Annotated in this window: 10 protein-coding genes; 6 read left to right on the top strand and 4 right to left on the bottom strand. The window is 74.9% G+C overall.

The genetic code is table 11. The features are described from left to right. Positions 1-164: 164 nt before the first annotated feature. Complete coding sequence (locus ACFC0G_RS16180) at positions 165-1,427, top strand: D-alanyl-D-alanine carboxypeptidase family protein (protein WP_376403452.1); 1,263 nt, start codon at positions 165-167, stop codon at positions 1,425-1,427. 146 nt (positions 1,428-1,573) lie between these two features. Here the strand turns inward: ACFC0G_RS16180 and ACFC0G_RS16185 are convergent, their stop codons facing one another. After that, positions 1,574-4,009 carry an ATP-binding cassette domain-containing protein gene (locus ACFC0G_RS16185; protein WP_376403455.1) on the bottom strand — a complete coding sequence of 812 codons (2,436 nt, stop codon included), beginning with the start codon at positions 4,007-4,009 and terminating at the stop codon, positions 1,574-1,576. Positions 4,010-4,166: 157 nt separating this feature from the next. After that, entirely contained in the window at positions 4,167-4,409 is a 243-nt protein-coding gene (locus tag ACFC0G_RS16190) for a DUF5133 domain-containing protein (protein WP_376403458.1), read from the bottom strand. Between the two features lie 138 nt (positions 4,410-4,547). Here ACFC0G_RS16190 and ACFC0G_RS16195 point away from each other — a divergent pair, with 138 nt between their 5' ends. Beyond that, the gene (locus ACFC0G_RS16195) at positions 4,548-5,585 is read left to right on the top strand and encodes an NAD-dependent epimerase/dehydratase family protein (RefSeq protein WP_376403460.1); all 1,038 of its coding nucleotides are present in this window, start codon (positions 4,548-4,550) and stop codon (positions 5,583-5,585) included. A 72-nt stretch (positions 5,586-5,657) separates the two neighbouring features. On the opposite strand, the gene ACFC0G_RS16200 is transcribed toward ACFC0G_RS16195, so the two are convergent. Next, a complete protein-coding gene (locus ACFC0G_RS16200) occupies positions 5,658-6,518 on the bottom strand; it encodes a glutathione S-transferase C-terminal domain-containing protein (RefSeq protein ID WP_376403463.1) in 861 nt (286 codons plus the stop codon). Positions 6,519-7,082: 564 nt separating this feature from the next. Between ACFC0G_RS16200 and ACFC0G_RS16205 the strand changes: the two genes are divergently transcribed. The 4 genes from ACFC0G_RS16205 (at position 7,083) to ACFC0G_RS16220 (ending at position 11,283) form a co-directional block, all read left to right on the top strand. Then, positions 7,083-7,538, top strand: a complete 456-nt coding sequence (locus ACFC0G_RS16205) for an RrF2 family transcriptional regulator (RefSeq protein WP_376403466.1) — start codon at positions 7,083-7,085, stop codon at positions 7,536-7,538. Positions 7,539-7,766: 228 nt separating this feature from the next. Further along, positions 7,767-9,047, top strand: a complete 1,281-nt coding sequence (locus ACFC0G_RS16210; protein WP_376403469.1) for an acyl-CoA dehydrogenase — start codon at positions 7,767-7,769, stop codon at positions 9,045-9,047. A gap of 136 nt (positions 9,048-9,183) precedes the next feature. Further along, a complete protein-coding gene (locus ACFC0G_RS16215; protein WP_376403472.1) occupies positions 9,184-10,056 on the top strand; it encodes a universal stress protein in 873 nt (290 codons plus the stop codon). Positions 10,057-10,194: 138 nt separating this feature from the next. Beyond that, positions 10,195-11,283, top strand: a complete 1,089-nt coding sequence (locus tag ACFC0G_RS16220; protein WP_376403475.1) for a CAP domain-containing protein — start codon at positions 10,195-10,197, stop codon at positions 11,281-11,283. 18 nt (positions 11,284-11,301) lie between these two features. On the opposite strand, the gene ACFC0G_RS16225 is transcribed toward ACFC0G_RS16220, so the two are convergent. Then, positions 11,302-12,756: a sigma-70 family RNA polymerase sigma factor gene (locus tag ACFC0G_RS16225; RefSeq protein WP_376403478.1), complete on the bottom strand. Its 1,455-nt coding sequence runs from the start codon at positions 12,754-12,756 to the stop codon at positions 11,302-11,304. Between the last annotated feature and the right edge of the window lie 91 nt (positions 12,757-12,847).

Genomic DNA, 12,847 nt, shown 5'->3' on the forward strand with positions numbered 1-12,847 from the left:
GCACGTCACCAGGATGCCCTGTGGCTCGGACAGCGGATGCGGGTGGCCGTGCGGTCCCGTCCTCCCCCGGGCGGGCGCACGCCGTGCGGCCGTCCGCCGGAACCTCTACGCCGGTCGGCGCACTCCGTCCTGCGCGGGACGCACCTCCTCCCTACGGTGACTGAATGATCGTCACGTCAGCTGTCCGTCATGCTGCCGCCGGTACCGCGGCGCTGCTGTTCGTGCTGTCCGCTCCGGCGGCCACGGCCTCCCCCGCTCCTCCCCTCTCGCCCGGATCCTCCGTGGAGGAGCCGACTCCCCCCGCGCCCCGGTTCGTCGACCCGGCGCGGCTCCACCGCCAGGGCACGCAGGTGGAGCGGCTGCCGGGCGCGCCCTCCACGCCGGAGCTCTCCGCGCTCTCGTGGGTGGTCGCGGACGCGTCCTCGGGCGAGGTGCTCGCCGCGCGGAACGCCCACCGGAAGCTGCCGCCGGCCAGCACCCTCAAGGCGCTCTTCGCGCTCACGGCGCTCCCCCACCACGACCCCTCCGAGCAGCACACCGTGGCCGATTCCGAGCTGACCGGGATCGGGGCGGGCAGCAGCCTCGTCGGAGTCAAGGAGGGGTACACGTACAAGGTGTCGGACCTGTGGAACGGGGTCTTCCTCAGCTCGGGCAACGACGCCGTGCACGTCCTCGCCGCGATGAACGGCGGCTGGGACGGGATGTCCGGGCAGATGCAGGAGAAGGCCCGGTCCCTCGGCGCCCGGGACACCCATGTCGTCTCCCCCGACGGGTACGACGCGCCCGGGCAGGTGTCCTCCGCGTTCGACCTCGCGGTCTTCGGGCGGGCCGGGCTCCAGGACCCCGCGTTCACCCGGTACTGCTCCACGCCGTACGCGGACTTCCCCGCGGGTTCCTGGACGTACGGCATCGCCAACACCAACCGTCTCCTCACGGGCGCGGACGGCGTCGCCCGCTACCCGGGGCTCCTCGGGATCAAGAACGGCTACACGACGAACGCCGGCAACACGCTGATCTCCGCCGCGCGCCGGGGCGACCGGACGCTGGTCGTCTCGGTGATGAACCCGCAGGGCGGCGGCGGGCTCGCCGTCTACGAGGAGGCCCGCGAGCTGCTCGACTGGGGCTTCGAGGCCGCGGGGCGGGTGGAGCCGGTGGGCTCGCTGCTGCCGGGCCGGACGAAGGCCGCGGCCGAGGCGGGCACCCGGGCCGTGACGGCGGGACGGGACGGTGGCCGCGCGGAGGAGGCCGTCTCCGTGGCGGCCGGCGGAGCTCCGCGTGCCGGGGCCGAGGCGGCGTCCGCGTCCGCCGAGGACTCCTCGGGGGAGGGCCCGTCGGCCGGGCTTCCGCTGGCCCTGGTGGGCTCGGCCTGCGCGGCGGCGCTCGCGCTGTGGGCCTGGCGGCGCAGGACGGCCGGCCGGGCCGCCTGACGACGCCGGAGGGGGGTGGGCCGGGCGGCGGCCGGGCCCCCCCGGGGGGGGGCGGGGGGGCGCCGGCGGGCGGGGGGGCCCCCCTGCCGCCGGGGGGGGGGGGCCCCGGCCCCCCCGCCGCCCACCCCCTGGGACGGGACGTTCGGTCAGGCGCCCACGTAGGCGGCGAGGTGTTCGCCGGTGAGGGTGGAGCGGTCGGCGACGAGCTTCGCGGGCGGGCCCTCGAAGACGATGGTGCCGCCGTCGTGGCCGGCGCCGGGGCCGAGGTCGATGATCCAGTCGGCGTGGGCCATGACCGCCTGGTGGTGCTCGACGACGATGACCGACTTCCCGGAGTCGACGAGACGGTCGAGCAGGCCGAGGAGCTGCTCGACGTCGGCGAGGTGCAGACCGGTGGTCGGCTCGTCGAGGACGTAGATCCCGCCCTTGTCGCCCATGTGCGTGGCCAGCTTGAGCCGTTGCCGCTCGCCGCCGGACAGGGTCGTGAGCGGCTGACCGAGGCTGAGGTAGCCGAGGCCGACGTCGGCGAGCCGTTCGAGGATCTTGTGCGCGGCCGGCGTGCGCGCGTCGCCGTCGCCGAAGAACTCCTCGGCCTCGGTCACCGACATCGCGAGCACCTCGCTGATGTCCTTGCCGCCGAGGTGGTACTCCAGGACGGAGGCCTGGAACCGCCGGCCCTCGCACTCCTCGCAGGTGCTCGCGACCCCGGCCATCATCCCCAGGTCGGTGTAGATGACGCCCGCGCCGTTGCAGGTCGGGCAGGCGCCCTCGGAGTTGGCGCTGAACAGCGCCGGCTTCACGCCGTTGGCCTTGGCGAACGCCTTGCGGATCGGTTCGAGCAGCCCGGTGTACGTCGCGGGGTTGCTCCGGCGCGAGCCGCGGATGGCGCCCTGGTCGACGGAGACGACGTCCTCGCCGGGCGGGATCGAGCCGTGTACGAGCGAGCTCTTGCCGGAGCCGGCGACTCCGGTGACGACCGCGAGGACGCCGAGCGGGATGTCGACGTCGACGTCGCGGAGGTTGTGCGCCGACGCGCCGCGGATCTCCAGCGTGCCGGTGGGCGTCCGTACCGTCTCCTTGACGGAGGACCGGTCGTCGAAGTGCCGGCCGGTGATGGTGTCGCCCGCCCGCAGCCCGTCGACGGTGCCCTCGAAGCAGACGGTGCCACCGCCCGTACCGGCGCCGGGGCCGAGGTCGACGACGTGGTCGGCGATCGCGATGGTCTCCGGCTTGTGCTCCACGACCAGCACCGTGTTGCCCTTGTCGCGCAGGCGCAGCAGCAGGTCGTTCATCCGCTGGATGTCGTGGGGGTGCAGGCCGATCGTCGGCTCGTCGAAGACGTACGTGACGTCGGTCAGCGAGGAGCCGAGGTGCCGGATCATCTTGACGCGCTGCGCCTCGCCGCCCGACAGAGTGCCCGCGGGCCGGTCGAGCGAGAGGTAGCCGAGGCCGATCTCCACGAACGAGTCGAGGGTGTCCCCGAGGGCGGTGAGCAGCGGTGCCACCGAGGGCTCGTCGAGTCCGCGGACCCACTCGGCCAGGTCGCTGATCTGCATGGCGCAGGCGTCGGCGATGCTGACCTTCTTGATCTTCGAGGCCCGGGCCCCCTCGCTGAGACGGGTGCCGTCGCACTCGGGGCAGCTGGTGAAGGTGACCGCCCGGTCGACGAACGCCCGGATGTGCGGCTGCATGCCCTCCTTGTCCTTGGCCAGGAAGGACTTCTGGATCCGCGGGATCAGCCCCTCGTAGGTCATGTTGATGCCCGCGATCTTCATGCGGGTCGGCTCGTGGTGGAGGAAGGCGTGCAGTTCCTTCTTGGTGTACTTGCGGATCGGCTTGGCCGGGTCGACGAGGCCCGACTCGCTGTAGAGGCGGTAGTTCCAGCCGCCCGGGGTGTAGCCGGGGATGGTGAGCGCGCCCTCGTCGAGCGACTTGGAGTCGTCGTAGAGCTGGGTGAGGTCGATGTCGGAGACGGAGCCCCGGCCCTCGCAGCGCGGACACATGCCGCCGGTGCGCTCGAAGTCCGCCCGGACGGCCTTCTTGTCGCCTCGCTCGACGGTGATCGCTCCGCTCGCGCGGACCGAGGGGACGTTGAAGGCGTAGGCGCTGGGCGGGCCGATGTGGGGCTTCCCGAGGCGGCTGAAGAGGATGCGCAGCATCGCGTTGGCGTCGGTGGCGGTGCCGACGGTGGAGCGGGGGTCGGCGCCCATCCGCTGCTGGTCGACGATGATCGCGGTCGTCAGGCCTTCGAGGACGTCGACCTCCGGCCGCGCGAGGGTCGGCATGAAGCCCTGGACGAAGGCGCTGTACGTCTCGTTGATCAGTCGCTGGGACTCCGCGGCGATCGTGTCGAACACCAGGGAGCTCTTGCCCGAGCCGGAGACGCCCGTGAAGACCGTGAGCCGGCGCTTCGGGATCTCGATGCTGATGTCCTTGAGGTTGTTCTCGCGCGCGCCGAGCACGCGGATCGTGTCGTGGCTGTCGGCGGCGTGCTCCGTGACCTGCTGCTCTGCCGTGCTCTTCGCCGGCCCCTTCGCCGGCGCCTTCGCCGTCTTCTTCGCCGTCCTCGGGGTCTGGCTCATCGTTTCTCCTCCGTCGGACGGGCCGATTCGTGATCTTCGCGACTTTCGTGATCATCGCATCGGGTCGGCTCCGACGTCCGGGAAATCGCGATGTCCACGACGGCCACGCTAACCGGCGCCCGTGGGCCACGCTTCTCGATTCCTGACCGGACTCCGGTCAGCTCCCCGCCAGGCCCCCCAGGGCCTCCCGGGGTGCGGGCGGCCCCTGGGAGACGTACCGCTCGGCCGCGCGGACGGCCTCGTGGGCGGTCCGCTCTCCCATCAGGACGCAGAGGGTGTACGCCGTGTCCTCGAAGCGCCGGCGGACCGACAGGTCGCACGGCCTGGCGAGCACGGACCGCTCCTGGGTGCGGTAGCGCCGGAGCAACCGGTCGACCGTGTTCGTGTCGGGCAGCAGCATCGCGTCCTCCTGGCTCCTGACTCCCGAGTCGCTCCATCCTGCGCGTGGTCGACCACGCCCGCGACCCGCACGGGCACGCTGCGTGACGGGAGGGGTCCCGGAGTGCGCTTCCGCCGCCCATGGCGGAGGGTCGGAGACATGAACCCGAGCACGCAGCAGCGGGTGGTCGTCACCGGCGCCACCGGCAATGTCGGTACGAGCCTGGTGCGGGCGCTCGCCCGCGAGCCGCGGGTCGGCTCCGTCCTCGGGCTCGCCCGGCGCAGGCCCGGCCTGGAGCTGCCCGGCGTGGAGTGGGCCGAGGTCGACCTCTCGCGGGAGGGGGACGAGCCCCGGCTCGCGCAGTACGTCGCGGACGCGGACGCGGTCGTGCACCTGGCCTGGCGGTTCGGGCCGACGCACGATCCGGTGGAGACCTGGCGGACCAACGTCCTGGGCGCGGTGCGCGTCTTCGACGCGGTCGCGGCGGCGCGGGTGCCGGTGCTGGTGCACGCCTCCTCGGTGGGGGCGTACTCCCCCGGCCCGAAGGGCGGGGCCCCGGTGTCCGAGGCCTGGCCGACGCACGGCTGGCCCGGCGCCGCGTACACCCGCGAGAAGGCGTATCTGGAGCGGGTCCTCGACACGTTCGAGCGGGACCATCCGCTGACCCGGGTGGTCCGGATGCGCCCGGCCTTCCTCTTCAAGGAGGAGTCGGCGAGCGGGCAGCGGCGGATCTTCGCGGGCCGGTTCTTCCCCGGCCAGCTGATGCGGCCTGAACTGCTGCCACTGCTCCCGGAGTTCGAGGGACTGCGCTTCCAGGTCCTGCACACCGAGGACGCCGCGGACGCCTACCGGAGGGTGCTCCTCCGGGACGTCCGCGGCGCGTTCAACCTCGCCGCCGAGCCGGTGCTCGACGCCGCGGCCCTCGGCAGGCTGCTGCACGCCCGGCCGGTGAAGGTCCCGGCCGGTGCGGTGCGCGGGGCGCTGTCGGCGGCCTGGCGGCTGCGGCTCGCCCCGGCCTCCCCCGGGCTCTTCGACGCGCTGCGGCAGATGCCCCTGCTCGCCACCGAGCGGGCCCGGCGGGAGCTGGAGTGGGAGCCCGCGGCGACCTCGCTTGAGGCCGTGGAGGCCTTCCTGCGCGGGGTCCGCGCGGGCTCCGGCGACGACACCGCTCCCCTGGCGGGTCACCGCATCGGCTGACACCGCTCAGGGAAGCGACGTGGGCAGCGACAGGGGAGCGACGGGGCAGCGAAGACGGCGGCGCCCCGGCCGTCAGCCCGTGGTGCCGGACCAGTCGACGATCCGTATCCCGGCGCCCGCGGCCTCGTGGCCGCGACAGTGGGCGCGGTGCCGGCGCAGGACGGCGTCGATGTCGAGGTGGCGGGCGAACTCGGGGCGGGCAGCGAGGCGTTGGGCGTACGCCCAGAGCGCGGGGTGCGCGGCGACCCGCTCCATCGCGGCGGCGTCCAGGTGCCAGCGGTGGACGGTGTCGAGCTGGACGAGGGTGACCCAGACGTGGACGTCGGCGGCGGTCGGCCCGTCGCCGAGGACGTACGGGCGGCCGGTGAGGCGCCGTTCCAGGGAGCCGAGCGCCGCGAAGAGGACGCCGAGCGGGTCGTGGTGGGCGGCGTCGCCGTCGAGGCCGAGTTCGCCGGCGCGCTGGGCGGCCCGGTTGACGCTCCGCTCGCACAGGTCGGCGATGGCCTCGATCTCGCCCCGGTGCTCCTCGGGCAGCAGGTCGGGGCCGTCGCCCCGGAAGCGCAGGGCGAGGTCGCGCAGGATGTCGGGCACGTGGGTGCTGACGATGCGCCCGGTCCACCCGTCGCTCAGGACGGGCGCGGCGGCCGGTCCCCGGTACAGGTGGGCGCTGGCCTCGTACAGCGGGCGGAGCGCGGCGTATCCGCCGTCGGGTGTGTCGGGGGCCGCGGGGAGCACGGTGAGCGGAAGCGTGTCGTCGAGACCGAGCAGGCCGTGGGTGAGGGCGATCCTCAGACAGTCGGGGCCGGACGGCGCCAGGTGAAGGCGATAGCGGTGCGGTACGGCGTAGTGGCCGCTGCGCACGTCGCGGCCGATCCGGCCGCGGAAGGCGGGCACGGCGGAGGCCGGCAGGAGCGAGGAGGGAATGACGGACATGCTTCTCCCTGGTGGGTGCTCGGTGCTGGGTCGGGGCGGTGCGCGGCGGTGACGGTCGCGGTGACAGGTCGCGATGGCGCGAGGACGTCGGCCGGTGCGCAGGGCCCGGAGGCAGCAGAGGAACGGGAAGGAGGAGACGGACGGACGGCGGCGAGGTGCGCGTCCGGACCCGGAGCCGGGCCCGTGCCCGGCCTGGACCGGACCCGACCCGGGGCGCCGGAACGGCGCGGACCGGGCAGGTCAGGACAGGGCAGGACGGTCGGGGCGGACGGGCTCAGCGGACGCGGTGGACGCCCCGGCGGTGACGGCGACCCGCGGCGCTGCAGACCCGCATCAGATCGATGTGACGGCGGGACGTGAGGGGTACGGAGCACGGCAGGAGCACGGCGTGTGCGGGGTCCCGCCGGCCGGTGCGTCCCATGCTTCCCTACCCGTTCACTCGGTTTTTCCCTTTCATGAGTCTCCGACCGGTCACTCGTGGCGTCAAGGGTGCGGGAGGCACCGGCTCGGGACACCCCCGTGGGGCGCCCGAATCCGTCCGGGCCGGTACGGAATAATGCGCGCATGCGCATTTCAGCCAGGGCCGACTACGCGGTGCGGGCCGCCCTCCAGCTCGCCGCCGCCCAGGACACGGGGCCGCTGAAGGCCGAGGCGATCGCCGAAGTCCAGGGGATCTCGCACAAGTTCCTGGAGGGCATCCTCGGCGACATGCGCAAGGGCGGGCTCGTCCAGAGCCAGCGCGGCGGCAACGGCGGGTACTGGCTGGCCAGGCCGGCCGAGTCGATCTCGGTCGCGGAGGTCATCCGCTGCGTGGAGGGCCCGCTGGTCTCCGTGCGCGGGGAGCGGCCCCCGGACCTGGCGTACACGGGTCCCGCCGAGTCGCTGCTCCCGCTGTGGATCGCCCTCCGGGCGAGCGTGCGCGAGGTGCTCGGGGTCTCGCTCGCGGAGGTGGCGGCGGCCGAGCTGCCGGCGGGGATCACCGCGCTCGCGGACGACCCGGAGGCCTGGACCAACCCCTGACCGGGTGTCCGAAAATCTCCCACCCGGCCGATTCTCGACGAGGCCAACTCCGCACGACCTGCGCCGACGTGACGCCGTCCCGCCTATCAAGACGGACGTGTCCAGCCCTCGGACGCCCCTTGGGGGCGGGCGACCGCCTCTGCCACTATCCCTAGTATTCCAGTGGGGATACGAGGGATCGGGTGAGGTGACGTGAGTACGCCGAGGAAATCGGGCAGGAGAACCGCGATGCACATCGTCCCGGCACCGGCCGACCGGCCCGCGGACGACGAGATCTGGCCCCGCGTCACCCGCGAGCTCGCCGACGACCTCGCCGTCGACGCGCCCGCTCGGGACCGAGCGGGAAAGGCCCCCTTCGACGAAGTCGCCCGGCTCCAGGAGGCCGGACTGCCCGCCCTCCTCACGGCGCCCGGCGCGAACCGGCGGGGCGCCGACTGGCGGGCCGCGTCCGCCGTCGTCCGGGAGATCTCCGCCGCCGACAGCTCGGTCGGCGAACTCCTCGCCCACCACTACGTCCTGTCCTGGAGCAGCCGGTTCTTCGGCCCTCCGACGCAGGACGCGGCACCCGGCACCGCCCTCGACGCGCGGACGGCCGAGGAGCACTGGGTGCTCGGCGGCGGCGTCGAGCCGCCGCGCACCGAGACGGACCCCGGCCTCCGGCTCACCCCCACGACGAACGGCTGGATCCTCGACGGGCGCCGCGCGTTCGCCTCCGGCGTCGCCGTGGCCGACCGGCTGGTCGTCGGCGCCCGGCCGGGCGGGACCGGCGACTGGCTGATCGTCCTGGTGGACCCGGCGCATCCCGGCGTGTTCACCGACGCCGGTACGGACCGGGTCGGGCAGCGGGTCTCCGGCGCGGGCACCGTCACCTTCGACCACGTCCCGGTCCCGGCCGACCAGGTCCTCGGCGTGCTCCCGCACGACGAGCACGCCGTCAGCCCCTTCGCCACCCTCGCCCCGCTCGCCCTGCGGCTGCTCCTCGTCCAGGTCGGACTCGGCATCGCCGAGGGCGCGCTCGCCGAGGCCCGGGACATCAGCCGCGCCGGGCAGGCCGGACCGGTCCCGGCGCCCTCGCCGGACGGCAGGCCGGCACCGGCCGGCGCGCGTCCGCTCGGCACGGGCGACGACCCGTACCTGCTCCTCGCCTACGGGGAGCTGGCCACGGCCGCCCACGTCGCCTCCGCCGTGGTGGAGCGGGCGACGGACGCCCTGGCCCGCGGGCTGCTCGCCGAAGAGTCGCTGAGCCCCGAGGAGCGCGCCGACATAGCCGTCCTGGTCTCCGCGGCCGAGACGGTCACCGGCCGGGCCGCCGTCCGCATCACGACCCGCGTCCTCGAACTCGTCGACGGCGCCGAGGGCGCCGACGCCCAGTCGGGCGGGCCGGGATTCGACCGCTTCTGGCGCAACGCCCGGGCGCTCACCGCGCACACGCAGCCCTCCCACCGGCTCCGCGACATCGGCGACCACTACCTCAACGGCACCCACGCGCGGCTCACCCTGCCGGCCTGACGGCACGACAGAAGGGACGGAAGGTCCGGCATGTCGGGACGTCCGTCCCTCTCGCCGGGCTGCCGATGGGCCCAAGCTGGGAGCAGGAGGGCCCGGCCGCCCGGCGGGCCCGTCAGCTACCGACGGAGGCAGCCCGATGAGTCGTGAGATCGTCGCAGGAGTGGACGGTTCCCCGGAGAGTCTCGCCGCGGCCGACTGGGCCGCCCGCGAGGCCCTCCACCGGAGGCTCCCGCTGCGGCTCGCCCACGCGTGGCGCTGGGAACCCCTCGACATCCCGCTGGTCCAGGACCGGGCGGACCAGGAGCGGGTCGCCGAGGAGGTCCTGCGCACGGCCGAGGCGACGGTCGCGCGGCGCCACCCGGACATCGCCCTGACGGCCGAGGTGCTCCCCGACACGCCCGTCGCGGCGCTGCTCGGCACCGAGTCGCGGGCCGAGATGCTCGTCATCGGCTCGCGCGGTCACGGCGCCGTCGCCGGCTTCCTGCTCGGCTCGTACGGGCAGCAGATCATCGCCGCCGCGACCCGTCCCGTGGTGGCCGTCAGGTCCCGCGACGGCGAGCCCGCCGAGCCGCCGGTCGGCGAGGTCCTCGTCGGCCAGCACGGCAGTCCCGAGGACAGCGCCGCGGCCCTCGGCTTCGCCTTCGAGACCGCCGCCGCGCGCGGGGCGTCGGTGCGGGCCGTCCGCGCCTGGAGCCTGCCGCCGCTCTACGCGTACAGCCCGGCGTCGATGCGGCTCGCCGACGAGGCCGGCGGGCTCGTCCCGTACGAGGAGAAGGCGTTGCGCGAGGCCGTGGAGCCCTGGCGGGAGCGGTTCCCCGAGGTGCCGGTGACGGAGCACGTCGAACTGGGCAGCGCGGGGCAGGTGCTGCTCTCCTCCTCGGGCGCCGCCCAGCTGCTGGTGGTCGGGCGGCGGGCCGGGCGCGGCGCGGTCGGCCCGCGCATCGGCTCCGTGGCGCACGCGGCGCTCCATCTCGCGCCGTGCCCGGTGGCGGTGATCCCGCAGGGCTGAAAGGCTCTGACGTGCGTTGACGCGTCGGGTTGACGAAGGGTGTCGGGGCGGCCGGGGCCGGAAAGTGTTATCGCCGTCGCCCCGGTGGCTCTCCCAGCGCCGGACCGTCCGGCGACCTCGGCGAGAGAGCGGAGCTCCATGCGGCACCACGACCAACCCGGTCACCCCGAGAACCCTGAACACGTCGAGCACGTCGAGCACGTCGACCGCTTCGACCGCTTCGACCGCGAGGAGCGGCACGAGGAGCAGTACGAGGGGTGGCACGAGGAGCACGTCGTACGGCTCGATCGTCCCGTGCGGGACGGCGGACGGCACCGGAAGGGCCACGGGGCGCGGCGGCGCGCTCCTCGGCGGCCGGGCTTCCGCGCCGCCGTCACCGCCGCCGGGGCCGCGGCCGTCGTCCTGACCGTGGCGGCCGGGGTGTACGTGGCCTCCCCCGCCCCGGCCGCCGGTCCCTGGGTCGCCGCCGCGCCCTCCGCCGTCCCGGACGCCAAGGGGGCGTCGCCCACGGCGGACACGACGGTCCGGGAGGCCGCGGCCCCCTCCACGCCTCCGTCCGCCCCCTCGACCGCGCCCACGCCGGCCCGCCGCACGGCGGACACGACGGCGCCCCGGACCTCGCGCCCCGGGTCGGCCTCCACGCCGGAGACGAAGGCGGCCACCACGTCACCGCGGCCGGCGTCCCCCTCGGCGTCCCCGCAGGAGCGGCAGGCGCGGCCCAGGACCGAACAGGCACCGCAGCCGGGCGAAGCCACCGGAGCCGGAGCCGGTGCCGGATCGGGAGCCGGTGCGGGTGCCGGATCCGGCAGCGGTGCCGGTACCGATGCCGCCGGCGGGAAGGTCTCCGAGTACGTCCAGGAGGTCGTCGCCCTCGCCAACGCCGAGCGGGAGAAGGCAGGTTGCGGCCCGCTGCGTACGGAGAGCCATCTGCGCACCGCCGCCCAGGGGCACGCCGACGACATGTCCGCCCGCGACTACTACGAGCACGACAGTCCGGAGGGCCGGGACGCGGGCGACCGGATGACCGGCGCCGGCTACACGTGGCAGACGTGGGGCGAGAACATCCATCGCGGGCCGAAGACCCCGGCCCGGGCGATGGAGGACTGGATGGACAGCCCCGGACACCGCGAGAACATCCTCAACTGCTCCTTCAAGGACATCGGCGTCGGGGTGACCCTCACCGCCAACGGCCCTTGGTGGGTCCAGAACTTCGGCGCCAAGGGCTGACGCCCGGCCGACCGCGGTTCAGGAGGCGGGGGCCGCCAGCTTCTGCACCCAGATCGTGCCGCCGGGACCGGGCGCCGACGCCACACCGGTGTCCCGGTACCGGCAGTCCAGCATGTTCTCCTCGTGCATCGCCCCGTCGGTCCAGCCGTCGACGACGGCCGCCGGGTCCCCCGTCCCCTGGGCCAGGTTCTCGGCCCAGGCGCTCCAGTCGTACCCGGCCGCGGTGATCCGGGCGTCAGCGAACTCACCCTCGGGGCTGCTGTGGGCGAAGTAGCCGCGCGCGACCATGTCGCGGGCGTACCCCCGGGCCGCCGCGACCAGTCGCGGGTCGGTCCGCAGCGGGGCGCAACCCGCCGCCGCCCGGAGCCTGTTGACCTCCGTCGCCACCCGCTCCTCGGCGGTGGGCGCGGGGGGCGTGGTGCGGCGGGGTGCCGGGGTACGGGTCGTGGGGGCCGGGGCGGCGATGGTGGCGGCCCGGGTGGCGGAGGGCTTCGGGGTGGTGGGGGTCGCGGGCGCCGGGGGCGCGGCGCGGGGCCGGTCGGGTGCCACCCGTACCTCCGGCTGCCGCGGTACGAGCACGGCGAGCGCGCCGAGGACGGCGACGGTCACGGCGCCGGCGAGGCAGGCGCGCCGGATCGGCGTCCAGCGGCCGACGGGCTCGGCGGCGAAGGCTTCCGCGCCGCGCCGGGCGACGGCCGCCGCCGCCAGCGGCGGGACGAGACCGATGCCGACGAGCAGGCCCTCGACGGGGGCGAGGCCGCGGCTGCCGGTCGTCTGCCCCGTACAGGCGGCGCAGGTGCGCAGGTGGCGGGCGATCCGCTTGCGCCAGAGGGGCGAGGGGCGGCCGTCCCAGGCGGTGAGGGACTCCGCGAGTCCGGGGCAGGCCGGTTCGGCGTCGAGGGCGCGGACCACGGCCCGGCCGGTCTCCAGGCGTTCCTTCATCCGCTGGACGCGGACGGCGGCGTGCTGCGGGGAGACGGCGAGGCCCTCGGCGAGTTCGGCGCGGGTCAGCTCTCCGGCGGCCTCCAGCCACCACAGGGAGAGGAGCTCGCGGTCCTCGTCGTCGAGCCAGCGGGTGGCGCGGGCCACGTCGCGGCGCTGCCCGGAGAGGCGGAGCCGGAGGATGGTGAGTTCGGTGAAGTCGCCGGCCGGGTCGGCGAGGTCGGCGGCCCGGTCGAGGCCGGGCAGGGGCGCCTGGCGGTTCTCGTGCCAGCGGCGCCGTATCCCGTTCATGGCGATGGCGACGACCCAGGATCGGAAGCGGGCCGGATCACGGAGGCCGGGGAGGCCGTCGAGGGCGCGGACCATCGTCTCCTGGACGATGTCGTCGGTGTCGGCGTGGCCGTCGAGGGCGCGGCCGACGACGTTGTGGACGAGGGGCAGGTACGCGCGTACCAGTTCGTCCCTGGCGTGCGCGTCACCGGCCCGGGCCGCCTCCACCAGGGCGGTGGTGCGGCGCTCGTCGCTGTGCATGGGTCTGCTCCCTCATCCGTGGTCCGAGTCCCCCGTCTTTCGGAGACCCGTGGGAGCGGGAGGGATAACACTTCTTCGGTCCGCCCGGCCT

It is taken from the genome of Streptomyces sp. NPDC056169 (assembly GCF_042268445.1).
In the GTDB taxonomy this organism is placed as follows: Bacteria; Actinomycetota; Actinomycetes; order Streptomycetales; family Streptomycetaceae; genus Streptomyces.

Excerpts from the sequence above, each read along its gene's own strand:
- ACFC0G_RS16220 (WP_376403475.1), top strand. The coding sequence starts at position 10,195 with ATGCGGCACCACGACCAACCCGGTCACCCCGAGAACCCTGAACACGTC.
- ACFC0G_RS16225 (WP_376403478.1), bottom strand. The coding sequence starts at position 12,756 with ATGCACAGCGACGAGCGCCGCACCACCGCCCTGGTGGAGGCGGCCCGG.
- ACFC0G_RS16210 (WP_376403469.1), top strand. The coding sequence starts at position 7,767 with ATGCACATCGTCCCGGCACCGGCCGACCGGCCCGCGGACGACGAGATC.
- ACFC0G_RS16195 (WP_376403460.1), top strand. The coding sequence starts at position 4,548 with ATGAACCCGAGCACGCAGCAGCGGGTGGTCGTCACCGGCGCCACCGGC.
- ACFC0G_RS16200 (WP_376403463.1), bottom strand. The coding sequence starts at position 6,518 with ATGTCCGTCATTCCCTCCTCGCTCCTGCCGGCCTCCGCCGTGCCCGCC.
- ACFC0G_RS16190 (WP_376403458.1), bottom strand. The coding sequence starts at position 4,409 with ATGCTGCTGCCCGACACGAACACGGTCGACCGGTTGCTCCGGCGCTAC.
- ACFC0G_RS16180 (WP_376403452.1), top strand. The coding sequence starts at position 165 with ATGATCGTCACGTCAGCTGTCCGTCATGCTGCCGCCGGTACCGCGGCG.
- ACFC0G_RS16205 (WP_376403466.1), top strand. The coding sequence starts at position 7,083 with ATGCGCATTTCAGCCAGGGCCGACTACGCGGTGCGGGCCGCCCTCCAG.
- ACFC0G_RS16185 (WP_376403455.1), bottom strand. The coding sequence starts at position 4,009 with ATGAGCCAGACCCCGAGGACGGCGAAGAAGACGGCGAAGGCGCCGGCG.
- ACFC0G_RS16215 (WP_376403472.1), top strand. The coding sequence starts at position 9,184 with ATGAGTCGTGAGATCGTCGCAGGAGTGGACGGTTCCCCGGAGAGTCTC.